Source organism: Kitasatospora sp. NPDC048545 (genome assembly GCF_040651155.1).
Classification (GTDB): Bacteria; Actinomycetota; Actinomycetes; order Streptomycetales; family Streptomycetaceae; genus Kitasatospora.
The window spans coordinates 23,858-49,956 of sequence record NZ_JBEZIQ010000050.1 but is presented as its reverse complement, the minus strand read 5'-3'; the positions used below and the strand labels follow the sequence as shown (position 1 = coordinate 49,956).

The following is a 26,099-nucleotide window of genomic DNA, read 5'->3' as shown; positions in this document are numbered from 1 at the left end:
GCGTGGTCGCGGACAGGACACAATGGGCGCATGACTTCGCTCGCCCACCCGCAGCTGCGCTTCACGCCCACCGTGGCGGACCCCTCCGGCCCCCGGGAGCTGGTGATCCTCGGTTCCACCGGTTCGATCGGAACCCAGGCCATCGACGTGGTGCTCCGCAACCCGGACCGCTTCCGCGTGGTCGCCCTGTCGGCCGCCGGCGGCCGGGTGGAGCTGCTGGCCGACCAGGCGCTGCGGCTGGGCGTGCACACCGTGGCGGTGGCCGATCCGGCGGCCGAGCCGGCGCTGCGCGAGGCCCTGGCCGCGAAGGCGGCGGGCCGTCCGCTGCCGGCGGTGCTGGTGGGTCCGGACGCGGCGACCGAGCTGGCCGCCGTGGAGTGCCACTCGGTGCTGAACGGCATCACCGGGTCGATCGGGCTGCGGCCGACGCTGGCCGCGCTGGCGGCCGGCCGGGTGCTGGTGCTGGCCAACAAGGAGTCGCTGATCGTCGGCGGCCCGCTGGTGAAGGCGGTGGCGAAGCCGGGCCAGATCGTGCCGGTGGACTCGGAGCACGCCGCGCTGTTCCAGGCGCTGGCGGGCGGGACCCGTGCCGAGGTGCGCAAGCTGGTGGTCACCGCCAGTGGCGGCCCGTTCCGCAACCGCACCCGCGAGCAGTTGGCGGGGGTGACCCCGCAGGACGCGCTGGCGCACCCGACCTGGGCGATGGGCCCGGTCGTGACGATCAACTCGGCGACCCTGGTGAACAAGGGCTTGGAGGTGATCGAGGCGCACCTGCTGTACGACGTGCCGTTCGACCGGATCGAGGTCGTGGTCCACCCGCAGTCGGTGGTGCACTCGATGGTGGAGTTCACGGACGGTTCGACGCTGGCGCAGGCCAGCCCGCCGGACATGCGGATGCCGATCGCGCTGGGCATGGGCTGGCCGGACCGGGTGCCGGATTCGGCCCCGGCCTGCGACTGGACGAAGGCCGCCACCTGGGAGTTCTTCCCGCTGGACGACGAGGCGTTCCCGGCGGTCGAGCTGGCCCGCGAGGTCGGCACCCTGGGCGGTACCGCCCCGGCGGTGTTCAACGCGGCCAACGAGGAATGTGTGGAGGCATTCCTGAAGGGGCGCCTCGCCTTCACCGGAATCGTGGACACTGTTGCCAAGGTCGTCGCCGAGCACGGCACGCCGGTGGCGGGAACTTCTCTGACGGTGGAGGACGTCCTGCACGCGGAGGACTGGGCGCGTGCCCGGGCTCGCGAGCTGGCGGCGGGCTGACGACCAGGATTGCGGTAGGACGAGACGATGAGCGGAGCGGCATGACGGAGGACCAGCGGTGGCAACGGTTTTGACGGTGGTCGGCATCCTGGTCTTCGTCATCGGGTTGCTCGTCTCGATCGCCTGGCACGAACTCGGCCACCTCTCCACGGCCAAGCTGTTCGGCATCCGGGTGCCGCAGTACATGGTCGGCTTCGGCCCGACCCTGTGGTCGCGCCGCAAGGGCGAGACCGAGTACGGCATCAAGGCGATCCCGTTCGGCGGGTACATCCGGATGATCGGGATGTTCCCGCCGGGCGAGGACGGGCGGATCACCAAGCGCAGCAGCTCGCCTTGGCGGACCATGATCGAGGACGCCCGCGAGGCCTCCTATGAGGAGCTCCAGGAGGGTGACGAGCAGCGACTGTTCTACACCCGCAAGCCGTGGAAGCGCGTCATCGTCATGTTCGCCGGGCCGTTCATGAACCTGGTGCTGGCGTTCGGGCTCTTCCTGACGGTGATGATGGGCTTCGGCGTCTCCATGAACGTGCCGACGGTCAGCACCGTCGCCCAGTGCGTGGTCAAGGCGGGTCAGCCGACCGACAACTGCCCGGCGGGCGCCCCGCAGACCCCGGCCGCCCAGGCCGGGCTGAAGGCCGGGGACAGGATCGTCTCCTTCGACGGTGACCGGATCCGGACCTACGACCAGCTCCAGACGGACATCCGCAGGTCGTCCGGGAGGACCGTGCCGGTCGTGGTCGAGAGGGACGGGCAACAGCTCACGCTCACGCCGACCATCGCCGTCAACGACGTCCAGAAGTACGACGGGAACAACGTCCCGATCAAGGGCCAGACCGTCCAGGCCGGGTTCCTCGGCTTCACTCCCGCGAGTGGTGTCGTCCGGCTGGGATTCGGGCAGTCGCTCGACCGGATGTACGACATGACCGAGAACGGGGTGAAGTCGCTGGTCGCCCTGCCCGGCAAGATCCCCGGGCTGTGGAACGCCGTCGTCGGTGACGCCCCGCGCGACCCGGACTCGCCGATCGGCATGGTCGGCGCCGCCCGGGTGAGCGGCGAGGTCTTCTCGCTCGACATCCCCGGCACCCAGCGGATCGCGTTCTTCGTGAACCTGCTGGCCGGCATCAACCTGTCGCTCTTCCTCTTCAACATGCTGCCGCTGCTCCCGCTGGACGGCGGCCACATCGCGGGCGCGGTCTGGGAGGCGGTCCGGCGCCGCCTCGCACAGGTGTTCCGCCGGCCCGACCCGGGACCGTTCGACGTCGCCAAGCTGATGCCGGTGGCGTACGTCGTGGCCAGCATCTTCATCGGCTTCACGCTGCTCGTGATGGTCGCCGACCTGGTGAACCCGGTGAAGATCAGCTAGGGCGTTCGGGTACGGCGGGTGTGCTGGGGCCCGTCGCCGTGCCGTACCGTGGAGGCCGGGTGCGCGACCTCAGCGCGCCCGGCCCCGGTCGTTTCAACGGCCGGGCGGTCGATCACACCTCAACCCCGGGGAACCCTGCGCACATGACCGCGATCTCGCTCGGTATTCCGTCCCTGCCGCTCAAGCCGCTGGCCAAGCGCCGGTACTCCCGGCAGATCATGGTCGGCAACGTGCCGGTCGGCGGCGACGCCCCGGTCTCGGTGCAGTCGATGACCACCACCGTGACCGCGGACATCAACGCCACGCTGCAGCAGATCGCGGAGCTGACCGCGTCCGGCTGCCAGATCGTCCGGGTCGCCTGCCCGTCGCAGGACGACGCCGACGCGCTGCCGATCATCGCGAAGAAGTCGAAGATCCCGGTCATCGCGGACATCCACTTCCAGCCGAAGTACGTCTTCGCCGCGATCGACGCCGGCTGTGCGGCGGTGCGCGTGAACCCGGGCAACATCAAGGCCTTCGACGACAAGGTCGGCGAGATCGCCAAGGCGGCCAAGGGCGCGGGCGTGCCGATCCGGATCGGCGTCAACGCCGGCTCGCTCGACAAGCGCCTGCTGGAGAAGTACGGCCGGGCCACCCCGGAGGCGCTGGTCGAGTCCGCGCTGTGGGAGTGCTCGCTGTTCGAGGAGCACGACTTCCGCGACATCAAGATCTCGGTCAAGCACAACGACCCGGTCGTGATGATCAACGCCTACCGCCAGCTCGCCGCCGCCTGCGACTACCCGCTGCACCTCGGTGTGACCGAGGCCGGTCCGGCCTTCCAGGGCACCATCAAGTCGGCGGTCGCCTTCGGCGCGCTGCTGGCCGAGGGCATCGGCGACACCATCCGGGTCTCGCTCTCCGCCCCGCCGGCCGAGGAGATCAAGGTCGGCAACCAGATCCTGGAGTCGCTCGGGCTGCGCGAGCGCGGCCTGGAGATCGTCTCCTGCCCGTCCTGCGGACGCGCCCAGGTGGACGTCTACAAGCTCGCCGAGGAGGTCACCGCCGGCCTGGAGGGCATGGAGGTGCCGCTGCGGGTGGCCGTCATGGGCTGCGTCGTGAACGGGCCGGGCGAGGCGCGCGAGGCCGACCTGGGCGTCGCCTCCGGCAACGGCAAGGGCCAGATCTTCGTCAAGGGCGAGGTCATCAAGACCGTTCCCGAGTCGAAGATCGTCGAGACCCTGATCGAGGAGGCGCTCAAGCTCGCCGAGCAGATGCAGGCGGCCGGCGTCGGGTCGGGGTCGCCGACCGTCGTCGCGGGGGAGTGAGCACCCCGTAGCTCGTCCTGATGGTGCGGGGATGCCCGCGTGAAGTATTCCGGAAGCGGGGCCGTCCGTTCGTGGACGGCCCCGCAGCCGTAGCCGGGTGGGGCCACGGAGTAGGGTGCGGCCAGAGTCGTCTCAGTGAGGTGCTGTCTCGATGCTCGATCGAGGTGTGATGCTCCCGAGCTCCTTCCAGGCCGCCCGGGCCCTGGCCACCACCCGCGTGCTGGAGCCGCCCGACCTCGCGGACGCCCTGGAGATCCTCCACCGCGACCCGGTCGCCAACGCCTTCGTCGCGACCCGGGTCGAAGCGGTCGGGCTCGACCCGTGGCGGCTCGGCGGGGAGTTGTGGGGCTGGCACGACGGGGACGGTGTCCTGGACGCGCTCTGCTACGCCGGCGCGAACCTGGTCCTGGTGAACGCCGGACCGGACGCGGTCGCGGCCTTCGCCGAGCGGGCCCGCCGGCAGGGGAGGCGCTGCTCCTCGATCGTCGGGCCGGCCGAGGCCACCGCGATGTTCTGGGCGCTGCTGGAGCGGAGCTGGGGGCCGGCCCGCGAAGTCCGGGGCCACCAGCCGCTGTTGGCCACCTCGGAGCCCTCGGCGGAGATCGCGCCGGACCCGCTGGTGCGGCGGGTGCGGCGCGGCGAGGTCGAGGCGCTGATGCCCGCGTGCGTGGCGATGTTCACCGAGGAGGTCGGGGTGTCGCCGCTGGCGGGCGACGGGGGACTCCTCTACCAGGCCCGGGTGGCCGAACTCGTCTCCACCGGAAGGTCGTTCGCGCGGTTCGGGGCCGACGGCGAGGTCGTCTTCAAGGCCGAGGTCGGGGCCGTGACCGAGGGAGCCTGCCAGATCCAGGGGGTCTGGGTCGCGCCGGAGCACCGCGGGCGCGGGCTGTCCGAGACGGGGATGGCGGCGGTCCTGGAGATCGCGCTGCGCGAGGTGGCGCCGGTGGTGTCGCTCTACGTCAACGACTTCAACCTGCGGGCCCGGGCGGCCTATCGACGGGTGGGGTTCCGGGAGGTCGGAGCCTTCATGAGCGTGCTGTTCTGACGGTGCCGTCCCCGTGGGAAGCCCGGGTTCGGATCTTCGGCCGCGTCGGGGGTCCGCTGGTAGTAACGTCCGGAGCATGGATCAGCTGACCGGGGTGACGATCGGGGCCATCGACCTTGCGGCCTGGGCGCCGCAGGCGCTGGAGGTCCAGGCGGTGGCGTTCGGGCTGACGCCCGAGGAGGTCGCGGTACGGCTGCACATCGTCGGGCGGCACGCCCAGCAGCCGGGGGTGATCGCGTACGGCGCGATGAGCGGGGGGCGGCTGGTCGGGTTCGGGTACGGGATGCCCAACCAGCGGGAGCACTGGTGGAGCTCGGTGATCGAGCCCTACCTGACCACCCGGGGGTACGGGGACTGGCTGGACGGGGTGTTCGCCGTCACCGAACTGCACGTGCTGCCGGAGTTCCAGGGGCAGGGCGTCGGCTCGCAGCTGATCCGGACCCTGTGCGAGCGCTCGGGGCTGGACCGCAGCATCCTCTCGGCGATCGACGCGGAGACGCCGGCGCGGCGGCTGTACCGGGCGCTGGGGTACCAGGACCTGGCGCGGGCGGTGCGCTTCCCGGCGACGGACCGGTTGTACGCGGTGATGGGCGCCCGGTTGCCGCTGCGGCGGTCGGCGGTCCAGGGCCTCTAGACCGCTCGGAGGCGCCGGCGCCGGGAGCGGCCGATGTGCCCAGCGGCCGGTGCTCCGAGCGGCCGGTGCTCCGAGCGGCCGGCTCAGAGCGGAAGGCTCAGAGGGAACCGGCGAGTTCGAAGTAGAGCTCGGCGTCCTCGTGGCGGTCCGCGGTGACGGCGCGGAGCGCCAGGTCGACGGAGCGGAAGAGGGCCCAGCCGCGCAGGCGGTCCCGGTCCACGTCGAGGGCGTCCGAGAGCTGGTGGAGGCGTCGGCGGACGGCGGCGGGTACACCGGGCGAGCCGAGCAGGGTGTCGGCCCGGTCCAGGACGAGGCGGGCCAGGTCGTAGGCGCGCTCGCCGGCGACGGGGCGCGGGTCGATGGCCAGCCAGGGGGCGCGGTCGGCGGCGAGGACGTTGCCGTGGTGGAAGTCGCCGTGGAGCAGGAAGGACTCGTCGGCCGAGTCGGCCAGGCTCCGGGCGGTGTCCAGGGCCTCGGTGACCAGTGCCTGCGCCGCGGCGGCGGCGGGGTGGGAGCGGTGCTCCTCGACGCGGTCGGCGGTGGCGGCGACCCGCTCGGCGAGAGCGGGGAAGGGGTGGTCCCCGGGCAGTTCGGCCCAGAGGCGGTGCAGCAGGCTGGTGGCCTCCAGCATGGCCTTGGGCTCGGCGAGGGAGCGCAGCGGGATCTCGCCGTGGAGGCGTTCCAGGAGGAGGACGCCCTCGGCGGGGTCGGCGTCCAGGAGGAGGACGGCTCCCCGGCCCGCCCAGTGGGTGAGGGCGGCGTGCTCGTGGGCGGTCTCCGGGGTCAGCAGGCCGGTCTTGAGGACGGCGGGGGAGAGGTCGTCGCGGTGGACGTACGCGATCAGGCTGAGGCTGCCGCCGGGGTCGAGGACGCGTTCCAGGGTGAGGTGCCAGCCGGACAGGTGGGCGGCCGCCCTGGTGGGGAGGGCGGCGAGCCATTGCCGGCCGGCGTCGCCGTGGGCGGCGGTGACGCTGTGCGTCAGCCAGGTGGGGACGGTGATGGTGGGTGCGGCTCCCGACATGGGTCCATTGTCGGTGTTCGCGGGCGGCGCGGCCCGCTCGCCCGGCCGGGTTGCGGGGCGGGTGTTCTCAGCCGGTGGTGGCCGCGGGGGTGGCGGCCGGGTCGGGGACGCCCGGGAAGGGCTGGTCGGGGGCGCCCCAACGGCGGGCCCGCAGGGCGCAGTCGCGCAAAGCGAGGGCGGCGGTGAGGCGGTGCGGGGCGGGGACGGCGGCGACCAGGTCGGCGTAGACGCCGGTCAGCCGGGTTTCCAGGTGGGCGGCGAGCCGGGTGGCGTCCGCGGCCGAGGCGACCGGGAAGGGCAGCTGGTAGCCGCCGGCGGCCGGGGCGGGGGCGGCGCCGAGGGAGGTGATCAGGCGCTGCCAGGTGTCGCGCCGGGCCTGGTGGGCGGCGTAGGCGGTGCGGGCGTCGGTACGCGCGGGGTCGTCGGGGAGCCGGGCACCGACGACGCCGTAGCCGTAGACGGCGGCGTGTTCGGCGCCGAGCGCGTTCTGGAGGGCGGTGACGGCGGCGGCGCCGACGCCAGGGGCCTCGCCGGGGGTGGCGGCGGGGGTCGCCGAGGCGGAGGCGGTCGGCGGAGCGGCGAGGGGAGGGGCGGGGGCGCCCAGCGCCGCGGCGTGGAGCGTGTGGGCGGCGGCGAGGGAGGCGAGCAGCCGGGCGAGCGAGGGCCCGGCGGCGTCGAGGTCGGCGAGGTGGGACTCGGCGGTCCGGAGTTCCAGCGCGGCCAGGCCGTCGGTGGCGGGGGTCGGTGCGGCGGCCGTGGCCGGTCCGGCGGTGGTGGGCGGGGCGCCGGCGGTCGGGCCGGTGGTCACGGGGGGTGACGGGACGGCCGTGGCGGGCAGGCCCTCGGCGAGGGCGGCGCGGTGCCGGGCGGTCTCGGCGCGGAGCCCGGCGCCGTCGACGCCGGGGGGCGCGGGCAGGGTGTCGTACCCGGTGAGGAGGGCGTCGGTGGCGGCGACCGCGCGCAGGCGGACGGGGGCGTCCGGGTCGGGGCGGGGCCCGGTGGCGCCGGGGGCGGGGCCGGTGCGGTCGGTGGTGCAGGCGGCGACGGTGCAGGCGGTGAGGGTGAACAGTCCGAGGGACAGGAGGGTCCGTCGGCTGGGCGGCTGCATCGGGGTCACTCCGGGGCGTGTACGGGAGGACGGCCTCCAGGCCTGCCCTCGTTGGCGTGAATGATGACAGAATCCCCACGTTCCCGGGCCGGGTTCGGACGTACGGGTGCCAGGCCGGGCTGGTGTGAGCTTGCTCGCAGTGGGTGGCGTGCGAGCGGCCGGGGGTGGTCCGGAATCGGTGGTTGGGGGCTTCACCGGATAGGCTTTGGGCCGAGCTGCCGTGACCCGGTGTGGCACCGGGAGGCGCGGGGCGACCTTCTGACAACAGCAGACGCGGCCGAGGAGTCCACCCGGATGAGCACCACCCACACCGACCGGCTGCGCGAGTTGCTGGAGCCGCTGGCCGTGCAGGCCGGACTGGACCTGGAGGACGTCAGGGTCACCAAGGCGGGCAGCCGCCGGCAGGTGCAGATCGACGTCGACACCGACGGCGGCGTGGACATGGACACCATCGCCGAGTTCAGCCGGGTGGTCGGCGAGGCCCTGGACGAGTCGGACCTGATGGGCGACGAGGCCTACCTGCTGGAGGTCGGTTCGCCGGGTGCCGAGCGTCCGCTGGCGCTCCCGCGGCACTGGCAGCGGGCCGAGGGTCGGCTGGCCAAGATCCACCTGGTGGACGGCGGGGAGATCGTCGCCCGGGTGCTGGAGGCCGACGAGGACGGCGCGCTGGTCGAGGTGCAGCCGGTGAAGGGGCGCGGCCGTCCGAAGGAGCGCCGCCTGGAGTTCGCCGAGGTGGCCCGGGCACGGGTCCAGGTCGAGTTCAACCGCAAGGACGACGAGAAGCTCCTGGACGAGGCCGCCGACTTCGACGAGGGGGACGACGGCGCCGAGTGACCCGGGCGCCGTACGACCATGACGAACGTGACGAAAGACGAGGAGGCGTAGCCGTGGACATCGACATGAGTGCCCTGCGCACGCTGGTCAACGAGAAGAACATCCCCTTCGACCTGCTGGTCGAGTCCATCGAGTCAGCCCTCCTCACCGCGTACCACCGCACCGAGGGCTCGCGCCGCCGTGCCCGGGTGCACCTGGACCGCAAGAGCGGCCACGTCACCGTGTGGGCCACGGAGGACCCGACGGAGCTGGACGAGGGCGTCGAGCCGAAGGAGTTCGACGACACCCCGAACGGCTTCGGCCGGATCGCGTCCAGCATCGGCATCCAGGTGATGATGCAGCGCCTGCGCGACGCCGCCGACGACCAGACCTTCGGCGAGTACGCGGGCAAGGAGGGCGACATCGTCACCGGTGTCGTCCAGCAGGGCAACGACCCGAAGAGCGTGCTGGTCGACATCGGCAAGCTGGAGGCCATCCTGCCGCCGCAGGAGCAGGTCCCGGGCGAGGACTACCGGCACGGCACCCGTCTGAAGTGCTACGTGGTGGCGGTCCGCCGCGGGGTCCGCGGGGCCTCGGTGACGCTGTCGCGCACCCACCCGAACCTGGTCAGGAAGCTCTTCGCGCTGGAGGTCCCGGAGATCGCGGACGGCAGCGTGGAGATCGCCGCCATCGCCCGCGAGGCCGGCCACCGCACCAAGATTGCGGTCTGGTCGCGCCGGGCCGGGCTGAACGCCAAGGGCGCCTGCATCGGTCCGATGGGCTCCCGGGTGCGCGCCGTGATGGGCGAGCTGCACGGCGAGAAGATCGACATCGTCGACTGGTCGGAGGACCCCCGGGAGATGGTCGCCGCGGCGCTGTCCCCCGCGCGGGTGACCAGCGTGGAGATCGTGGACGCCGTCCAGCGCTCCGCCCGGGTGATCGTGCCGGACTACCAGCTGTCGCTGGCGATCGGCAAGGAGGGGCAGAACGCCCGTCTGGCCGCCCGTCTGACCGGCTGGCGGATCGACATCCGCCCGGACACCGAGGGTCAGCCGGAAGACGACGGCCGCCCCCAGTAGGAGGGAAACGGCCGCCCCCGGGAGGAAAATGGGTGGCGGACGGCCACTGGTCGGTGTTGTCGTAGCCGTCCCCGCGGGTCCCCCGGGATCTGCGGGGCGGCGCCATGTCGCTTCGGAGGGGTAGACTTGCCTTCGTCTGGCCGGACGCACGTCCGAGCACGCCCGGAACGCACCTGCGTGGGCTGCCGCAAGCGCGCGGCCAAGCACCAGCTGTTGCGTGTCACGGCGGTCGAGGGCGAGTGCGTCCCTGATCCCCGTGGCGCACTGCCGGGCCGGGGCGCTCACCTGCACCCCGATCCGGCCTGCCTCGACCTCGCGGTCCGCCGTCGAGCGTTCCCCCGGGCCTTCCGGCTCCAGGGCATGCTCGACACGGAGCGGCTCCGCGGGTTCATCGGGGAGCGGACGGGCGGAGCCTGCTAGACGGGCCGCCTCCCGCGACGGCCGCCGCTCCACGCGGCGGAGAACCACCGCAACAAGCACGGCGGGCGGGCAGCCGCGCGCCGTGCCACCAGTCAGGTACCTCGCGATGTGGAAGTAGGTCGAGATTGCGATGAGCACTCGATGAGTACGCGATGAGTACGCGATGGGTACGCCCATGAAGTAGCGACAGTCCGGCGGACGAGACCCCCGGACTCATAGACAGGAGTGAAGTGGCTAAGGTCCGGGTTTATGAACTCGCCAAGGAGCTCGGCTTGGAGAGCAAGGCCGTCATGGCCAAGCTCACCGAGCTCGGGGAGTTCGTCCGTTCGGCGTCCTCGACGATCGAGGCGCCGGTCGTGCGCAAGTTGACTGACGCGCTTGGTGTGGCCCCCACCGGTGGTGGTTCCGCTGCCAAGCCGGGACCGCGGAAGACCGCGGCGCCCTCCCCCTCCGGCTCGGGTGCCCCGAAGCCGGGTGCCCCGACCCCGGGTCCGCGCCCTGGCGCGACCCCTGGTCCCCGTCCCACCCCGGCCGCGAGCCAGGCCGCCGGATCGGCTCCGGCCGCCCCGGCCGCCGCTGCTCCGGCCGCCCCCGCCGCTCCGCGTCCGGGTGCGCCGACTCCGGGCCCGCGCCCGGCAGCGCGTCCCGCCGCTGCGGCGGCCCCGGCCGCGCCCGCGGCCGAGTTCTCCTCGCCGGCTCCGGCCGGTGCCGACGCCCCGCGTCCGGCCGCCCAGGCCCCGCGGCCGAGCGGCCAGGCCTCCGGCGGCGCCCGTCCGGGCCCGCGTCCGGCCGGCCCGCGTCCGGGTAACAACCCCTTCACCTCGGGCAGCGCCACCGGCATGGGTCGCCCCGGCGACCGCCGCCAGGGCGCCCCGGGTGGCGACCGTCCGCGTCCGGGTGGTGCGCCGGGTGCCGGTGCGCCGCGTCCCGGTGGCGACCGTCCGCGTCCGGCTGGTGCGCCGGGTGCCGGTGCGCCGCGTCCCGGTGGCGACCGTCCGCGTCCGGGTGGTGCGCCGGGTGCCGGTGCGCCGCGTCCCGGTGGCGACCGTCCGCGTCCGGGTGGTGCGCCGGGTGCCGGTGCCCCCCGTCCGGGTGGCGCCCCGCGTCCCGACGGCATGCCGCGTCCGGCTGCGCCGCGTCCCGGCGGGCCGACCCCGTCCGGCATGCCGCGTCCGAACCCGGGCATGATGCCGCAGCGTCCGGCCGGCCCGCGTCCGGGTCCGGGTGGCCGTGGTCCCGGTGGCCCCGGTGGCCGTCCGGGTGGTCCGGGTGCCGGTGGCGCCCGTCCGGGCTTCCAGGGTCGTCCGGCCGGTCCGGGCTCGCGCCCGGCGGGTGGCGGCGGCTTCGGCGGTCCGCGTCCCGGTGGCGGTGCCCCGGGTGGCGGCGGCGGCTTCGGTCCCCGTCCCGGTGGCTTCGGCGGTCGTCCCGGTGGTCCGGGTGCCCGTGGTGGCACGCAGGGCGCCTTCGGTCGTGGCCCGGGCGGTCGCCCGGCGCGCGGTCGCAAGTCGAAGCGGGCGAAGCGCCAGGAGTACGAGGCCATGCAGGCCCCGTCCGTCGGCGGTGTGATGCTCCCTCGCGGCAACGGCCAGACCGTTCGCCTGTCGAGCGGCGCCTCGCTGATGGACTTCGCGGAGAAGATCAACGCCAACCCGGCCGCGCTCGTCTCCGTCATGTTCAACCTCGGTGAGATGGTCACCGCGACCCAGTCGGTCTCCGACGCCACGCTGCAGCTGCTGGCGGACGAGATGGGCTTCGTCCTGGAGATCGTGAGCCGGGACGACGAGGACCGCGAGCTGCTGGAGTCGTTCGACATCGACTTCGGTGCCAACGAGGGCGACGAGGACCAGCTGGCCCCGCGCCCGCCGGTCGTCACCGTCATGGGTCACGTCGACCACGGTAAGACCCGCCTGCTGGACGCCATCCGCAAGTCCAACGTGGTGGCCGGCGAGGCCGGTGGCATCACCCAGCACATCGGTGCCTACCAGGTGGCGACGATGGTGAACGGCGAAGAGCGCCCGATCACCTTCCTCGACACCCCGGGTCACGAGGCGTTCTCCGCCATGCGTGCCCGTGGTGCCAAGTCCACCGACATCGCGATCCTGGTGGTCGCGGCCAACGACGGTGTCATGCCGCAGACGGTCGAGGCGCTGAACCACGCCAAGGCCGCGGGTGTGCCGATCGTGGTCGCCGTCAACAAGATCGACGTCGAGGGCGCCGACCCGACGAAGGTCCGCGGTCAGCTGACCGAGTTCGGTCTGGTGGCCGAGGAGTACGGCGGCGACACCATGTTCGTCGACATCTCCGCGCGCCAGGGTCTCAACATCGACCAGCTGCTGGAGGCCGTGGTCCTGACCGCGGATGCCTCGCTCGACCTGCGGGCCAACCCCGAGCAGGACGCGCAGGGTATCGCCATCGAGGCGCACCTGGACAAGGGCCGCGGTGCCATGGCGACCGTGCTCGTGCAGCGCGGTACCCTCCGCGTCGGCGACTCGATCGTCGTGGGCGACGCCTACGGCCGTGTCCGCGCGATGCTGGACGAGAACGGCAACAGCCTCGCCGAGGCCGGCCCGTCCCGCCCGGTGCTGCTGCTCGGTCTGACCTCGGTGCCCCGCGCCGGCGACAGCTTCATCGTCGTCGACGAGGACCGCACCGCCCGTCAGATCGCCGAGAAGCGCTCGGCCCGCGACCGCAACGCCGCCTTCGCGCAGCGTCGGGTCCGGGTGTCCCTGGAGGACCTGGACAAGGCCATCGCCGCCGGCTCCATCGAGCAGCTCAACCTCATCATCAAGGGTGACGTCTCCGGTTCGGTCGAGGCCCTCGAGGACGCCCTCGTCAAGCTGGACGTGGGCGAGGAGGTCGAGCTCCGGGTCCTGCACCGCGGTGTGGGTGCCATCACCGAGTCCGACGTGGACCTGGCGATGGGCTCGGACGCCATCATCATCGGCTTCAACGTGCGCGCGGAGGGTCGTGCGCGCGCCGCGGCCGACAAGGAAGGCGTGGACGTCCGGTACTACTCGGTCATCTACCAGGCGATCGAGGAGATCGAGAACGCCCTCAAGGGCATGCTCAAGCCGGAGTACGAGGAGGTTCGCCTCGGCTCCGCGGAGATCCGCGAGGTGTTCCGCTCCTCCAAGTTCGGCAACATCGCCGGTGTGCTGGTCCGCGAGGGCCTGCTGCGCCGCAACGCCAAGGCCCGCCTCATCCGCGACGGCAAGGTCGTGGCGGAGAGCCTCACCATCGAGGGTCTGCGCCGCTTCAAGGACGACGCGACCGAGGTCCGCGAGGGCTTCGAGGCCGGTGTCACGCTCGGGTCGTTCAACGACATCAAGGTCGACGACGTCATCGAGACCTACGAGATGCGCGAGAAGCCGCGCGCGTAAGCGGGTGGTGTCCGGGGCCGGTCGACGGGTGGTATTTCCGTCGACCGGCCCCGGTCTCGCTGTGTAGGGTCCGGGGTAGTCAGATGCAGCGGCGTCAGTCCGGTTGCGGGCTGCCCCCCGAGGCCTTCCAGGTCGGCGAGACCTGTCATACATGTTCGTGGGAACACTCACCTTCGACCTGCTCCTGGGCGACGTCCACTCGCTCAAGGAGAAACGGTCGGTCGTGCGGCCCATCGTGGCCGAACTGCAGCGCAAGTACAGCGTGTGCGCTGCCGAGACCGGGAACCAGGACCTGCACCGCCGGGCCGAGATCGGTCTGGCGGTGGTGTCCGGCGAGGCCGGGTACATCACCGAGGTCCTGGACAGCTGTGAGCGGTTGGTCGCCGGCCGCCCCGAGGTACAGCTCCTCTCCGCGAGGCGGCGGTACCACAACGACGACGACGAATGAGAGCCGTGGAGTCGGTCGACGGAAGTCGCCGTTCTCACACGGATCAGGACCGAGAGCGCCCGCAAGGCCGGGCGCGGGCCGGTACTTTGGGGCGTGGGCCCCGACGGGTGCGCAGCTCACCCGGGTACCGGGCCCATTGCACGAGGAGGCAACGTGACCGACACCGCAAGGGCGCGCAAGCTCGCCGACCGCATCCAGGTGGTCGTCGCCCAGACCCTGGAACGGCGGATCAAGGACCCGCGACTGGGGTTCGTGACCATCACCGACACCCGGGTGACCGGCGACCTGCGCGAGGCCACCGTCTTCTACACCGTCTTCGGTGACGAGACCGAGCGCGAGGCCACGGCCGCCGCGCTGGAGAGCGCCAAGGGCGTGATCCGCTCCGAGGTCGGCAAGATCGGGGTGCGCTTCACCCCGACGCTGACCTTCGTCGCGGACGCGCTGCCGGACAACGCCCGGAACATCGACGACCTGCTCGACCGGGCCCGGCACTCCGACGCCGAGGTGCGCACGCAGGCCGCCGGGGCGACCTACGCCGGCGACGCGGACCCGTACCGGGTCCCGGCGTCCGAGCGTGACGACGAGGACGAGTAGTCATGGCGGGTGAGCCGGCGCAGGCCGCCTCGCGAGCCGGAACGACCACGGGGGCGTCCTCCACCAGCACGGTGGAGGGTGCCCTCGCGGCGCTCCCGGGGCCGCGCGCCGAGGAGAGCGGGTTCGAGCTGGTCTGGCAGCAGGCGGTGGCGGAGATCGGGCGGGCCCGTTCGATCGACCTGATCTGCCACATCTGCCCGGACGGCGACGCACTGGGTTCCTCGCTGGCGGCCGCGCTGGCGCTGCGCGCGCTCGGCAAGCAGGTGCGGGTCTCCTTCGGCGACGATCCGCAGATCGTGCCCGAGTCGCTGGCCTTCCTGCCCGGGCAGGAGCTGATCGTGCCGGCCGACGAGGTGCCGGACGTGCCCGAGCTGGTGCTCTGCTTCGACGTGGCCGCGGAGAGCCGGCTCGGCCTGCTGCACGCCAAGGCCTTCGCCGCGCCCGTCCTGGTGGTCTTCGACCACCACGCCTCCAACCCGGGCTTCGGCACCCACCAGCTGATCGACCCGACCGCGCCGGCCACCGCCGTGCTGGTCGACGAACTGCTGCGCCGGCTCGGCGTCGAGCTCGACCGGGACCTGGCCACCTGCCTCTACACCGGCGTCGCGACCGACACCGGCTCGTTCAAGTACCGGGCCACCACGCCCGCCACCCACGAACTCGCCGGCCGGCTGCTGGCCACCGGCATCCGGCACGACCTGATCTCCCGGCAGCTCTGGGACACCTCCTCCTTCGGCTACCTGAAGGTGCTCGCGGGCGCGCTCGACCGGGCCGTCTACGAGCCGGAGGCGGCCGGCGGCCTCGGCCTGGTGTGGACCTGGGTGCCGTACCAGGACCTGGCGCTGTTCAGCGTCACGGTCGAGGAGATCGAGGGGCTGATCGACGTCCTGCGCCGCCCGGCCGAGGCCGAGGTGGCGCTGGTGCTCAAGCAGGACCCGGACGGCACGCTGCGCGGCTCCTCGCGTTCCAAGGGCGCGGTGGACGTCGCCGCGGCCTGCGCCGAACTGGGCGGCGGGGGCCACGTCTTCGCGGCCGGATTCAGCGTCCGGGAGGACGTGGCCGCGGTGGTCGAACGGTTCCGGGAAGCGCTGCGGCCGGTACGTTGATCATCTCCTGACGTTGTTCCGACGTCATTCGACGTCTTCAGAGAAAGAACCCGATGAAGCGCAAAGGCACCGGCCCCGACGGCCTGGTGATCGTCGACAAGCCCGAGGGCATCACCTCCCACGGGGTCGTCGCCAAACTGCGGTGGCTGGCCGGGACCCGGAAGGTCGGCCACGCCGGCACGCTCGACCCGATGGCCACCGGCGTGCTGGTGATCGGGATCGAGCGGGCCACCCGGCTGCTCGGCCACCTGATGCTCACCGCCAAGACGTACGAGGCGACCGTCCGGCTCGGCCAGACCACCGTCACCGACGACCGGGAGGGCGAGGTCACCGCCTCGACCCCGGCCGACGCCGTCACCCGGGAGGCGATCGACGCCGGGATCGCGGCGCTCACCGGCGAGATCATGCAGGTGCCGTCCAAGGTCAGCGCGATCAAGATCGACGGCAAGCGCTCGTACGCGCGGGTGCGCGAGGGCGAGGACTTCGAGCTCGCGGCGCGGCCGACCACCATCCACTCGTTCACCGTGCACGCGCAGCGCGCGGCGATCGCCGAGGACGGCACGCCGGTGATCGACCTGGACGTGACCGTCGAGTGCTCCTCCGGCACCTACATCCGGGCGCTGGCCCGCGACCTGGGCGCCGGGCTGGGCGTCGGCGGGCACCTGACCGCGCTGCGGCGCACCAAGGTCGGGCCGTACTCGGTGGAGTCGGCGCACACCCTGGAGCAGCTGGAGGCGGCGGTCACCGGCGAGCCCGCCGAAGGGCTGCAGGTGCTGCCGATCGCGGAGGCCGCGGCGGCCGCCTTCCCGCGCTGGGACCTGGACGAGGCCTCGGCGCAGAAGCTGTCGCACGGCTCCCGGCTCAAGGCGCCCGGGCTGGGCGTCGACGGGCCGATCGCGGTCTTCGGGCCGGACGGGCGCTTCCTCGCCCTGGTCGAGGAGAAGGCCGGGCAGGCGAAGCCGGTCGCGGTCTTCGTCGGCTGACGGCTCCCACCGCCGGGCCTCCCACGGCTGCCCGGAACCCCCGTCGGGAATCCCGACGGGGGTTCCGCCGTTCCCGGGGCCGCTTCACCCGAGCAGCGGGGGATCACCCGCACGAGGGAGCGCACGAGGTGAACGCCCGTGGTGAGCGGCGTGGGCGCGGTCGGGGCGCCGCCCCGGCGGGCAGGCTCCCGACGGTGAGCGAGCGACGGTCGAGGGGGCAGTCATGTCGGGGTTTCCGGAGGGCGATCCGGAGCGGTACCTGCTGCGGATCCGCGATCTCAACGGGCGGCTGCACGGCTTAGGGTTCGTCGCCGACCCGCAGGGCGGGGTGGTGCTCACGGCCCACGAGAGCGTGGCCGGACTGGACCGGGTCGTCCTGCACACCCCCGGCGGGCAGACCCGGGTGCTCGGCCCGGACGCCGTCCTGGCGCTGCCCGAGCACGGGCTGGCGCTGCTGCGCACCGACGCGGTCGGCGGACTGCCCGTGCCGCCGCTGCCGGTGACCGCCGTCGGGGGCGGGCACGAGGTGCTGCTGCCCGCGCTGGCCGGGGAGGACGGCCGGGCCGTCGCGCTGCGCTGCGGACTGCTCGGGGTCACCGGCGCCGGGTACGGCGGGCACCGCCTGGGCGGGGTGCTGCTGCTGGACGTGCCGGTGGTCGGCGGCGTCACGGTGCCGGCCGGCTCGCCGGTGCTGGACGCCCACAGCGGTGCGGTGGTCGCGCTGGCCACCCCCGCCGTCCGGGGACCGCGGCACGGCGGGGCGCTGCCGGCCGTGGGGGTCGGCGGAGGCCGGGTGGAGGTCGCCGAGGCGCTGGCCGGGCTGCTGGCCCGCAACGCGGCGGCCGTGCCCGCGTACGGGCCGGCGCTCAACCTGGCCGGGGTGCTGCGACTGACCGCGGCCCAGCTGGCGGCCGCCGGGGCCGGACCGGGACGGGTGGCCGGGCTGGCCGCCGACCGGGTGGACCGGCCGGACGGGCTGACCGGGGACGACCCGGCCGCGACCGTCACCGCGTTGGTCGGTGCCCCCGGCAGCGGCCGCTCCACCGAACTGGCCGCACTGGCCGTGCGCCGCTCCGGCGGCGCCCACCCGCAGCCCACCCTCTGGCTGCGCGGCGCCGACCTGCGCGCCGGGGACCGCTCGCTCGCCGAACCGGTGGAGCGGGCGCTGGCCGCGGCGGCGGCCGAGCTGGGCACGCCGGCGCCCGCGCCGGAGCCGGTGGCGGCGCTGTGCGCGGCCGCGGGGCGGCCGCTGCTGGTCGTCCTGGACGGCCCGGAGGAGGCCCCGGCACGGCTGGACGCGCACTGGCTGCACGGCGCCGGGCAGTGGCTGACCGGCTGCGGGGCGCGGCTGCTGACCGCCTGCGGCGAGGAGCTCTGGGAGCGGCTGCCGACCGAGACGTGGGGGAACGGCACCGCGGGCGCGGGCCGCCCCGAGCAGCCGCACCCGGACGGCGACCTGAGCAGCGCCCCCACCGTCCGGATGGACGGCCGCGGCCCGGACGGGCCGAGCCTGGCCGGGCACCGGCTCGGCCCGTTGCCGGCCGAGGCCGCGGAACGGGCGCGCCGCCGGTACGGGCTGCCGCCCGGCCACCCGGCCGCCGCCGAGGACGCCCGGCACCCGCTGGCCGTACGGCTGGCCGGGGAGCTGTGGGCCGAGGGGCTGCGCGACGGGCCGGTGCGCCGCGGCGAGCTGTTCGGCGCCTTCCTGGACCTGCGCTGCCTGCGCGTGGCCCAGCGGCTGACCGAGGACGACCGGCCGCGTCGCCCGGGCGCGCACCGCCGGGGCGCCGCCCGGCCCGGGGGACCGCGCCGGCGGCGGGTGCGCCGCCTGGCGGCGGCGGTGGCCGGCCGGGTCCACGAGGCGGCGCGGCGGATGCTCGGCAGCGAGCCGGGCGGGCTGGACCGGGCCGCCTTCGAGGAGCTGTTCCCGGTCGACGGAGGCTGGGCCGGGGCGGTGCTCGCCGAGGGCCTGTTCGTCCCCGCCGGGCCCGGGTACCGCTTCGCCCACGGGGAGTTCGCGGACTGGCTGCAGGGCCTGCACCTGGACCTGGACGCGGCGCTGCGGCTGCTGCTCGGGGAGGCTGCGGACACGCCCCCCGGGCCCGTGGACGCACCGGCCGGGCCCGGCCGTTCCGGCGGGGCGAAACCCGTCCCCCGGCACCGGATCGGCCCGGTCGCCGCCGCGCTGCGTCGGGTGGCCGAGACCTGGGGAGCGCCCGCCCTCGACCCGTGGCTGCACCGGATCTGGCGCGCGCTGGACCTGCGTCCGCCCGGCAGCGAACCCTCCTGGTGGGCGGGCCGGCTGCTCACCGCGGGGCTGGCGGCCAGCCCCGACCCGGTCGAACACCGGGCGCTGCTGCACCAGTTGGCCGGTCGGATCGCCGAACGGGCCGCGGCGGAGGGCGGTGCGGCCGGCGGGGAGGCGGCGCTCCCGGGCACCGGGCTCGAACGTTTCGGACCGGCGTTCTGGACCGGCCTCGGACTGCCGATCGAGGACGAACTCGCCCTGCTGCGCCGCCTGGTGACCGCCGACGGCCCCGCCCGGCGCTTCCTCGCCGCGGTGGTCGAACGGCTGCGCAGCGATCCGGTCGCGGTGTTCCCGCTGCTCTGCGCCTGGTTCGACGACCCGCACGGCCTGCCCGGCCGCCCCGGCCCCGGCGGCTGCCGCACCGTCGCCGACCTGGCGCACGACCTGCTGCGCGCCCACCGGTGGCTCGCCCTCGACGAGTTGGCGGACGCGCTGGCCGACGCCGCACACCCGAGGGCCGACGCGCTGCTCACGGTGCTCGCCGTCGAGGAGCCGTCCGCGCTCTGCCGCGCGGTGGACCGCTGGAGCCACGACCGGCGGCCCGAGCGGCACGTCGCGGCCGCCGTGCACGCGCTGCGGACCGCCCCGTACGCGACCGGCGCCGGGGTCGACCTGCTGCGCTTCACCGCGCTGACCCTGCTCGCCCGCGAGGACGAGCCCGGCCTGCACGGCGCGGCGCTGGCCCTGCTGGTCGCCGACCCGCGGACCCGGGCCGAGCACCTCCCGGCCGCGCTCGCCCTGTACCGGGCCGGCGGTGACGCGTTCCTCGGCCCGAGTGCGCTCGCCCCGGCGCTGGAGAGCGACCCGGAGCCCGTCCTGGCCGCGCTCGCCGACCGGCTGGCGGCGCCCGGGGCGGCCACCGCCGAGACGCTGCGGGTGCTCGCCGACGCCACCGCCCCGGCGGCCGTCCGGCGGGGTGCCGAACTGGCCGCCCGGCTGCTGCGGGCGCACCCGGCGGCGGCCGGTCCGGTCGCGGTCGACTACCTCGGCCGCCGCCTGGCGCGGGCCGCGGCCGCCGGCCCGGCCGACCGGCTGGAGCTGCGGGGGCTGCTCGGGGCCGCGCTGGCCGCCCGTACGGCGGCGGTGCGGCGGCCGTTCGCCGAGGCGCTGTCCGTCCCGGTGCCCGACCCGGCGGCGGACGCGCTGCGCTGCGAGCTGCTGGACGTCCTGCTCGCCACCGAGGCCGATCCGGCGGTGCTGACCGCCGTCGTGGAGCGGCTGGCCGAGCACTGCGCCGCCGAGAATCCCGCCCGGGCCCGCGCGGTGCTGGCCAGGACGACGCCCGGGCTGCCGGGCGCCGACGACCTGCTGGTGCGCTGCGCCGGACGCTCCGCGGCCTTCGCCCGGCTGCTCGTCCGGTGGCCGCGGGACGCCGCCCCGGCCGCGCCGGACGGTCCCCGGCTGGCCCGGATGCGGGCCCTGGCGGCGGCCGGGCGGGATCCGCAGTACGCCGCCGCCGAGGCCGAGCGGACCGCGTCCGAGCGGGCCGAGCGGTCGCCGGTGCGCTCAACCCGCATTCCGGTGCCTGAGCCGGGGCAGGCGCATGGCACGCTATAGGGGTTCGGGTTTTGAGCGTTTGAGCGTACAGAGGGTACGCGCCGTACGGAACAAGGAGCGGTCAGGTGCAGCGCTGGCGTGGCCTGGAGGAGATCCCCGGTGACTGGGGACGCAGCGTCGTCACCATCGGCTCGTTCGACGGGGTGCACCGCGGGCATCAGCTGATCATCGGGCAGGCGGTCGAGCGCGCCCGCGAACTCGGCCTCCCCGCGGTCGTGGTGACCTTCGACCCGCACCCGCGCGAGGTGATCCGCCCGGGCAGCCACCCGCCGCTGCTCGCGCCGCACCCGCGGCGGGCCGAGCTGATCGCGGAGCTCGGCGTGGACGCGGTACTGGTGCTGCCGTTCACCACCGAGTTCTCGAAGGAGTCCCCGGAGACCTTCGTCCGGCAGGTACTGGTGGACGCGCTGCGCGCGCGGGTCGTCATCGAGGGCCCCAACTTCCGCTTCGGGCACCGGGCCGCCGGGGACGTCGCGCTGCTCACCGAGCTGGGCGGGGCGGACGACTTCGAGGTCGAGGTGGTCGACCTGCAGGTGTGCGGCGCGGCCGGGGACGGCGAGCCGTTCTCGTCCAGCCTGACCCGCCGGCTGGTCGAGTCCGGGGACATGGCGGGGGCGGGCGAGGTGCTGGGCCGCCCGCACCGGGTCGAGGGCGAGGTGGTGCGCGGCGCGCAGCGCGGCCGCGAGCTGGGCTTCCCGACCGCCAACGTCGAGACCGTGCCGCACAGCGCGATCCCGGCCGACGGCGTGTACGCGGGCTGGCTGACCGCCGACGGCGAGCGGATGCCGGCGGCGATCTCGGTCGGCACCAACCCGACCTTCGACGGCACCGCCCGCACCGTCGAGGCGTACGCCATCGACCGGGTCGGCCTGGACCTGTACGGGCTGCACGTCGCGGTGGACTTCCTGGCCTACCTGCGCGGGATGGAGAAGTTCGACTCCATCGAGGCGCTGCTCGACCGGATGGCCGACGACGTCAAGCGCGCCCGCGAGCTCACCGACGGGGCCTGATCCCCACGGACGCCGGAAGGGCCCGCCGTATCGGCGGGCCCTTCCCGTGTCGTCACTGCTGGGGTGCCTGCGGCGGGTAGCCGTAGCCCGGCGGCGGGGGCCGGTAGCCGTCCGGCTCGGCGGGCGGGGCGGGCACCGGCGGCTGGCCCGACGGGTAGCCGTAGCCGGGGCCCGGCTGCGGCGCGCCCTGCTGCGGCGGCCAGGGCTGCGGCTGCTGCGGGTAGCCGTACCCGGGCGGGGGCGGCGGTGCCTGGCCGGGCTGCGGCGCCCACGGCGCACCGGGGGCGGGCTGCGGGGCCGGCGCGGCCTGGCCCTGGTGGGGCTGCGGCTGCGGGGCCTGCGGCTGCTGCCAGGCGGACTGCTGGGCGGCGGCCTGCTGGGCACGCACGATGTCCTCGCCGACCAGGGTGGCCAGCTCGAAGTAGGCCTCGCGGACCTTGGGCCGCATCATGTCGAGGTTGACCTCGGCGCCGGCCGCCAGGCTCTCGTCGAACGGCACCACGACCACGCCGCGGCAGCGGGTCTGGAAGTGCGCGACGATGTCCTCGACCTTGATCATCTTGCTGGTCTCGCGCACCCCGGAGACCACCGTGATGCTGCGCTGCACCAGGTCCGCGTAGCCGTGCGCGGAGAGCCAGTCCAGGGTGGTCGAGGCGCTGGAGGCGCCGTCCACGCTGGGGGTGGAGACGATGATCAGCTGGTCGGCGAGGTCCAGCACCCCGCGCATCGCGCTGTACAGCAGGCCGGTGCCGGAGTCGGTCAGGATGATCGGGTACTGGCGGCCCAGCACGTCGATGACCTGGCGGTAGTCCGAGTCGTTGAAGGTGGTGGAGACCGCCGGGTCGACGTCGTTCGCCAGGATCTCCAGGCCCGAGTTCAGGTCCTGCGAGGTGAACTGACGGATGTCCATGTAGCTGCGCAGGTGCGGGATGGCCGTCACCAGGTCGCGGATGGTCGCACCGGTCTGGCGCTTCACCCGGCGGCCCAGGGTGCCGGCGTCCGGGTTGGCGTCGATCGCGATCACCTTGTCCTGGCGCTCGCTGGCCAGGGTCGCACCGAGGGCGGTGGTGGTCGTGGTCTTGCCGACCCCGCCCTTGAGGCTGATCACGGCGATCCGGTAGCAGCTCATCACCGGGGTGCGGATGATCTCCAGCCTGCGGGACTTCTCGGCCGCCGCGGCCTTGCCGCCGAACTGGAACCGGGGCTGCTGGCGCTGCTGCTTGGGCTGGCTGCGCAGCAGCCGGTCCGAGGACAGCTCGACGGCGGCGGTGTAGCCGAGCGGTGCGCCGTGCGCGGTCTGCTGCGGGGCGGCGGCCTGCTGGAACGCGGCGGGCTGCGGGGCCTGCGGCTGCTGCCAGGGCTGCGCGGGGCCCGGCTGCTGGGCCTGCTGCGGCGGGACGGGCTGACCGGGCTGGGGTTGACCGGGCTGGGGCTGGGCCGCCTGCGACTGGGCCGGCGGCGGGTACGCGGCGGGCTGCGGCCAGCCGCCCTGGCGCGGGTCCACCGGACCGGGCTGCGGGGCGGGCAGCGGCTGCTGCTGGACGGCCGGGGCCTGCTGGGCCGGGGCCGCCGCCTGCTGGGCCGCCCATGCGGCCTGCGGGTCCCAGGCGGCCTGCTGGTCCTGCGGGCCGAGCGGAGGCTGCGGGTGCTGCGGCGGGGCCGGCTGCACGGGGGGCTGCGGGTAGGACTGCGGCGGGACGGGCTGCGCGGTCGCGGCGGGCGCCGGGGCCACCGGTGCCGGGTACGGCTGGGGCGCGGGCTGCTGCGCCAGGGCCTCCGCCGTCGGCCAGGCCGGGGCGGCGGCCTGCGGCTGCTCGGGGGCGGGCGCGGGGGCCGGGGCCGGGACGGGGGTGGCCGCCGGGAACGGGACGTGCCGGGCCTCGGCCTGCACGGGCGGCGCCGGGGGCACCGGCGCGACGGGTGCGGGCGCCGGGGCGGTGGCTGGCCCGGCGGCGGGCGGCACGGCCGACGGGGCCTCCACCATGGGGGCCGGAGCCGGAGCCGGAGCCGGCGCGGCCAGCGGTGCCTGGGCCTGGTGCGGGACAGGGACCGGGGCCTGAGCCCCGGCCGGAGCCTGTTCCGCCACCGGGGCGGTCGGGTGCGCCGTCGTCCCCGGGCCGGGCGCGGGCACGGCGGCCGGGGCAGCGGCGGCCGGGGCCGTCGGAGCCGCCGGGGCCTCCGTCTGCACGTACCAGGACGGGGGAGTGTAGTCAGGCGCGTCCGACCAGTCGTCGTCGTCCTCCGCCGCGTTGTCGCCGACGTAGACGCCGTCCCGATCGCTGCTCACTCTGGCTCCCTCGTGTTCGCCGCCGCTTGCTCAGCGGTGCCGTTGCCGCATCAAAGACTAGGCCGTACGGCAACCTCCGTAGAAGGCGGCTTCGGTTCCGCGGTGGCCCGCCGGGTGCGGCGAGCCGCCGCTCAGTCCATCCGGCGCGGACCCCCGAGCACCTGCTGCTCGGCCTGTCCGGCCACGGCCCGCACGTACTGACGCCGCATCCGCGTCGCCCACAGGGTGAGGTCGTCGCCGAGGGTGGGCAGCGTGGCCACGTCCTCCGGCGGGAGCGACAGCACCCGGCCGGTCAGCTCCGCCTCCTGCGGGGAGATCCGCTGCACACCGACCAGGTCGGCCGCGTTGAGTACCCGGGCGGCGTTCGGGCCCAGGTACGGCAGCAGCGTCAGGGTGGTCTGCCAGGGCGCGGCGGAGAGCCGGCTGCGCGGCGGACGGGCACCGAGGTCGCGCACCACCAGCACCGGCGAGGCCACCGAGGCGCCCTGCGGGCCGAGCCGGCCGACCTGGTGGACCGTCACGCACGGCTGGCCGCCGCCGGCGGCCTGCGCCATCGGCCCCCACAGCTGTCCGCGGGCGGTCTCCACCACGACCCGGGCGCCGATCGCGGCCGCGCGCAGCGCGATGACCTGCGCCGTCCACATGCCGCCGACCAGCACCAGGTCGTACGCGCTGGGGCGGAAGAGGCCGAGCACGGCGGGCAGCCCCTGCGGGTCGACGCCGATGACCACGCCGTCGTCGCCGACCGGGAAGGCCAGCGCGCCGAGGTCGGCCGGTTCGAGCACGTGCTTCTCCCGGCGTGGGCCGCGCAGCCCGAAGCCGGGCAGGATCCGCGGCCGGACCCGGCGCTGCTCGGCGCCGGGCTGCTGGCCGAGGGCCGGGTAGCTCTGGTACGCCATCAGGACGCTCCTCCCAGCGGCAGGGTGGCGAGCATGCCGGGGGCCTGCTCCAGGTCGAGCCGGACGAGGCCGAGGCTGGCGCTCTGCGCCCTGGTCTCCACCTGGCGGCCGACCTGGCCGACCTCGCTCTCGCTGCGTCCGGTCACCCGCAGGTGTCCGCTGACGGTCACCGAGCCGCCGGTGCCGTGACCCGCGGTCAGGCTGAAGGTGCTGGCCAGGGCCGGGGAGCCGGTGATCAGGTTGACCAGGTCCGGCGCGGCGATCCGGCCGGGGGAGCCGCCGGGGCGGCTGAGCTGCGGCCAGCGGGAGATCCAGTAGGTGGTGTGCCAGCGGTCGTCGATCCGCCAGAACCGGTTGCCCTCCTGGGTGCGGCGGGTGGTGCCGCCGCCGCTTCCGGTGCCCTGGCGGCCGGCCACCGCGATCGGGTTGGCGCAGGCGGAGATGGACAGGGCGGCGATCAGCTCCCGCTCGTCCAGCACGGTCGCGTTGAAGCCGGCGCTGTTGAGCCGGCCGGCCAGCTGGTCGGTGACCCGCTGCAGTGCCTTGCGGGCCCCCTCCTCGCCGCCGCCGCGGGCGCGCACGGCGGTCGCGGTGCGTTCCGGGTCGAGCTTGAGGGCGATCCAGGTCAGCCGCAGCCCGGGGGTGGAGGTACCGTCCGGCAGCTCGCGGTAGGCGCGGGCGGCCAGCGACTGCTCGGGCAGGTGCGGGGCCGGGGCGGGCTGGGTGTGCTGGACCAGTTGCACCGACTCCAGCGTGATGTCGTCCACCGTGAGCGCCGAGCAGACGACGTCCAGCGGCAGCGGCAGCGCGGTGCGCACCGGGCGCAGCGGCTGGTCCTTGGCCTGGACGAGCAGCACCGAGCTGAGGAAGGTGCCGTCACCGACCATGCCGGTCTCCCGGCGCACCGGGCGGCCACCGAACTCGGCCTCGGTGGCGTGGGTGCAGGTGCGCAGTCCCGGTTCGAGTTCCAGTGCCGGCGCCAGCGCCGGGTCGGTGCCGGCCGGCGGCAGCACCGTACGGGCCTGCCTGCGGCGGGACTTGAGGGCGGATCGCACCCGCAGCAGCTCCGGGACGGTCCGGCCGCGCACCGGGACGGCGGCGAGGACGAGCAGCACCAGCGCGACCGCGCCGAAGCCGGCCGCGACCGGGCGGCTGATCGTCCAGCCGACCGCGACCAGCGCCGCCGCGACCTCGACCAGGACGAGCTGCTGGAGCTTCAACCGGCCGCCGAGCAGGCCCGGTCGGGGATTGACCCGGACCTGGACGGAACCACCGCCGCCCGGGCCCGGCTGCGACCGGACGGGTCCCGTCTCGGCGGCCGGGCCGCCCTGCTGCGCCCGGCCGGACCGGCGCGGTCTCCCGCCGCCCGCGGTGCGGCGGCGTCCTGGAGCGGTCTGGCTTGGCATCCCCCGGTGGCCCTCTCTGATCCGTTGTCACGGCCCGGCTGGCTGGTTCGCGGACCGTACCCGTACCGTACTCA

Annotated in this window: 20 protein-coding genes; 15 read left to right on the top strand and 5 right to left on the bottom strand. The window is 74.8% G+C overall.

Translation table 11 applies throughout. The features are described from left to right. The first annotated feature begins 30 nt into the window (after nucleotides 1-30). The 5 genes from dxr (at nucleotide 31) to AB0D10_RS34795 (ending at nucleotide 5,606) form a co-directional block, all read left to right on the top strand. Complete coding sequence (gene dxr / locus AB0D10_RS34815; RefSeq protein ID WP_360263326.1) at nucleotides 31-1,260, top strand: 1-deoxy-D-xylulose-5-phosphate reductoisomerase; 1,230 nt, start codon at nucleotides 31-33, stop codon at nucleotides 1,258-1,260. Between the two features lie 58 nt (nucleotides 1,261-1,318). Continuing rightward, the gene (locus tag AB0D10_RS34810) at nucleotides 1,319-2,623 is read left to right on the top strand and encodes a M50 family metallopeptidase (protein ID WP_360263324.1); all 1,305 of its coding nucleotides are present in this window, start codon (nucleotides 1,319-1,321) and stop codon (nucleotides 2,621-2,623) included. A 143-nt stretch (nucleotides 2,624-2,766) separates the two neighbouring features. Next, on the top strand, nucleotides 2,767-3,927 hold the full coding sequence (ispG, locus tag AB0D10_RS34805) for a flavodoxin-dependent (E)-4-hydroxy-3-methylbut-2-enyl-diphosphate synthase (protein WP_360263322.1): 1,161 nt from the start codon (nucleotides 2,767-2,769) through the stop codon (nucleotides 3,925-3,927). A 169-nt stretch (nucleotides 3,928-4,096) separates the two neighbouring features. After that, the gene (locus tag AB0D10_RS34800; protein WP_360263384.1) at nucleotides 4,097-4,972 is read left to right on the top strand and encodes a GNAT family N-acetyltransferase; all 876 of its coding nucleotides are present in this window, start codon (nucleotides 4,097-4,099) and stop codon (nucleotides 4,970-4,972) included. 76 nt (nucleotides 4,973-5,048) lie between these two features. Further along, nucleotides 5,049-5,606, top strand: a complete 558-nt coding sequence (locus AB0D10_RS34795; RefSeq protein WP_360263319.1) for a GNAT family N-acetyltransferase — start codon at nucleotides 5,049-5,051, stop codon at nucleotides 5,604-5,606. 97 nt (nucleotides 5,607-5,703) lie between these two features. Here AB0D10_RS34795 and AB0D10_RS34790 read toward each other — a convergent pair whose 3' ends face one another. Both AB0D10_RS34790 and AB0D10_RS34785 read right to left on the bottom strand, forming a co-directional pair. Next, complete coding sequence (locus AB0D10_RS34790; RefSeq protein WP_360263316.1) at nucleotides 5,704-6,627, bottom strand: aminoglycoside phosphotransferase family protein; 924 nt, start codon at nucleotides 6,625-6,627, stop codon at nucleotides 5,704-5,706. Between the two features lie 67 nt (nucleotides 6,628-6,694). After that, a complete protein-coding gene (locus tag AB0D10_RS34785) occupies nucleotides 6,695-7,735 on the bottom strand; it encodes a ferritin-like domain-containing protein (RefSeq protein ID WP_360263382.1) in 1,041 nt (346 codons plus the stop codon). Between the two features lie 294 nt (nucleotides 7,736-8,029). On the opposite strand from AB0D10_RS34785, the gene rimP reads away from it, so the two are divergent. From rimP to AB0D10_RS34735, 10 genes are all read left to right on the top strand, one after another. Then, complete coding sequence (gene rimP / locus AB0D10_RS34780; RefSeq protein WP_360263314.1) at nucleotides 8,030-8,569, top strand: ribosome maturation factor RimP; 540 nt, start codon at nucleotides 8,030-8,032, stop codon at nucleotides 8,567-8,569. Nucleotides 8,570-8,622: 53 nt separating this feature from the next. Further along, on the top strand, nucleotides 8,623-9,627 hold the full coding sequence (gene nusA / locus AB0D10_RS34775) for a transcription termination factor NusA (RefSeq protein ID WP_360263312.1): 1,005 nt from the start codon (nucleotides 8,623-8,625) through the stop codon (nucleotides 9,625-9,627). A gap of 126 nt (nucleotides 9,628-9,753) precedes the next feature. Next, complete coding sequence (locus AB0D10_RS34770; RefSeq protein WP_360263309.1) at nucleotides 9,754-10,047, top strand: YlxR family protein; 294 nt, start codon at nucleotides 9,754-9,756, stop codon at nucleotides 10,045-10,047. Between the two features lie 230 nt (nucleotides 10,048-10,277). Beyond that, nucleotides 10,278-13,427 (top strand): translation initiation factor IF-2, encoded by a 3,150-nt coding sequence (infB, locus tag AB0D10_RS34765; protein ID WP_360263306.1) that lies wholly within the window; start codon nucleotides 10,278-10,280, stop codon nucleotides 13,425-13,427. 151 nt (nucleotides 13,428-13,578) lie between these two features. Next, nucleotides 13,579-13,875 carry a DUF503 domain-containing protein gene (locus AB0D10_RS34760; RefSeq protein WP_360263303.1) on the top strand — a complete coding sequence of 99 codons (297 nt, stop codon included), beginning with the start codon at nucleotides 13,579-13,581 and terminating at the stop codon, nucleotides 13,873-13,875. Between the two features lie 153 nt (nucleotides 13,876-14,028). Next, nucleotides 14,029-14,469, top strand: coding sequence for a 30S ribosome-binding factor RbfA (rbfA, locus tag AB0D10_RS34755; RefSeq protein ID WP_360263300.1), 441 nt, complete (start codon nucleotides 14,029-14,031; stop codon nucleotides 14,467-14,469). A gap of 2 nt (nucleotides 14,470-14,471) precedes the next feature. Further along, nucleotides 14,472-15,575: a bifunctional oligoribonuclease/PAP phosphatase NrnA gene (locus AB0D10_RS34750; RefSeq protein WP_360263297.1), complete on the top strand. Its 1,104-nt coding sequence runs from the start codon at nucleotides 14,472-14,474 to the stop codon at nucleotides 15,573-15,575. A 53-nt stretch (nucleotides 15,576-15,628) separates the two neighbouring features. Then, complete coding sequence (gene truB, locus AB0D10_RS34745; protein ID WP_360263295.1) at nucleotides 15,629-16,558, top strand: tRNA pseudouridine(55) synthase TruB; 930 nt, start codon at nucleotides 15,629-15,631, stop codon at nucleotides 16,556-16,558. 223 nt (nucleotides 16,559-16,781) lie between these two features. Further along, nucleotides 16,782-20,423: a serine protease gene (locus AB0D10_RS34740; protein WP_360263292.1), complete on the top strand. Its 3,642-nt coding sequence runs from the start codon at nucleotides 16,782-16,784 to the stop codon at nucleotides 20,421-20,423. Nucleotides 20,424-20,488: 65 nt separating this feature from the next. Beyond that, nucleotides 20,489-21,433, top strand: a complete 945-nt coding sequence (locus AB0D10_RS34735; protein WP_360263290.1) for a bifunctional riboflavin kinase/FAD synthetase — start codon at nucleotides 20,489-20,491, stop codon at nucleotides 21,431-21,433. 52 nt (nucleotides 21,434-21,485) lie between these two features. Here the strand turns inward: AB0D10_RS34735 and AB0D10_RS34730 are convergent, their stop codons facing one another. The 3 genes from AB0D10_RS34730 to eccE all read right to left on the bottom strand — a co-directional run bounded on the left by AB0D10_RS34730 (nucleotide 21,486) and on the right by eccE (nucleotide 26,025). Then, the gene (locus AB0D10_RS34730) at nucleotides 21,486-23,720 is read right to left on the bottom strand and encodes a MinD/ParA family protein (RefSeq protein WP_360263287.1); all 2,235 of its coding nucleotides are present in this window, start codon (nucleotides 23,718-23,720) and stop codon (nucleotides 21,486-21,488) included. Nucleotides 23,721-23,851: 131 nt separating this feature from the next. Next, nucleotides 23,852-24,619, bottom strand: a complete 768-nt coding sequence (locus AB0D10_RS34725) for a hypothetical protein (RefSeq protein WP_360263285.1) — start codon at nucleotides 24,617-24,619, stop codon at nucleotides 23,852-23,854. Continuing rightward, nucleotides 24,619-26,025, bottom strand: coding sequence for a type VII secretion protein EccE (gene eccE, locus AB0D10_RS34720; RefSeq protein WP_360263282.1), 1,407 nt, complete (start codon nucleotides 26,023-26,025; stop codon nucleotides 24,619-24,621). Before eccE ends, AB0D10_RS34725 begins: the two co-directional genes overlap by 1 nt. Between the last annotated feature and the right edge of the window lie 74 nt (nucleotides 26,026-26,099).

Bases quoted from the DNA above. Each gene is read 5' to 3' on its own strand.
- dxr (WP_360263326.1), top strand. From the start codon at position 31: ATGACTTCGCTCGCCCACCCGCAGCTGCGCTTCACGCCCACCGTGGCG.
- ispG (WP_360263322.1), top strand. From the start codon at position 2,767: ATGACCGCGATCTCGCTCGGTATTCCGTCCCTGCCGCTCAAGCCGCTG.
- AB0D10_RS34800 (WP_360263384.1), top strand. From the start codon at position 4,097: ATGCTCCCGAGCTCCTTCCAGGCCGCCCGGGCCCTGGCCACCACCCGC.
- AB0D10_RS34795 (WP_360263319.1), top strand. From the start codon at position 5,049: ATGGATCAGCTGACCGGGGTGACGATCGGGGCCATCGACCTTGCGGCC.
- AB0D10_RS34790 (WP_360263316.1), bottom strand. From the start codon at position 6,627: ATGTCGGGAGCCGCACCCACCATCACCGTCCCCACCTGGCTGACGCAC.
- AB0D10_RS34785 (WP_360263382.1), bottom strand. From the start codon at position 7,735: ATGCAGCCGCCCAGCCGACGGACCCTCCTGTCCCTCGGACTGTTCACC.
- rimP (WP_360263314.1), top strand. From the start codon at position 8,030: ATGAGCACCACCCACACCGACCGGCTGCGCGAGTTGCTGGAGCCGCTG.
- AB0D10_RS34760 (WP_360263303.1), top strand. From the start codon at position 13,579: ATGTTCGTGGGAACACTCACCTTCGACCTGCTCCTGGGCGACGTCCAC.
- AB0D10_RS34750 (WP_360263297.1), top strand. From the start codon at position 14,472: ATGGCGGGTGAGCCGGCGCAGGCCGCCTCGCGAGCCGGAACGACCACG.
- truB (WP_360263295.1), top strand. From the start codon at position 15,629: ATGAAGCGCAAAGGCACCGGCCCCGACGGCCTGGTGATCGTCGACAAG.
- AB0D10_RS34740 (WP_360263292.1), top strand. From the start codon at position 16,782: ATGTCGGGGTTTCCGGAGGGCGATCCGGAGCGGTACCTGCTGCGGATC.
- AB0D10_RS34725 (WP_360263285.1), bottom strand. From the start codon at position 24,619: ATGGCGTACCAGAGCTACCCGGCCCTCGGCCAGCAGCCCGGCGCCGAG.
- eccE (WP_360263282.1), bottom strand. From the start codon at position 26,025: ATGCCAAGCCAGACCGCTCCAGGACGCCGCCGCACCGCGGGCGGCGGG.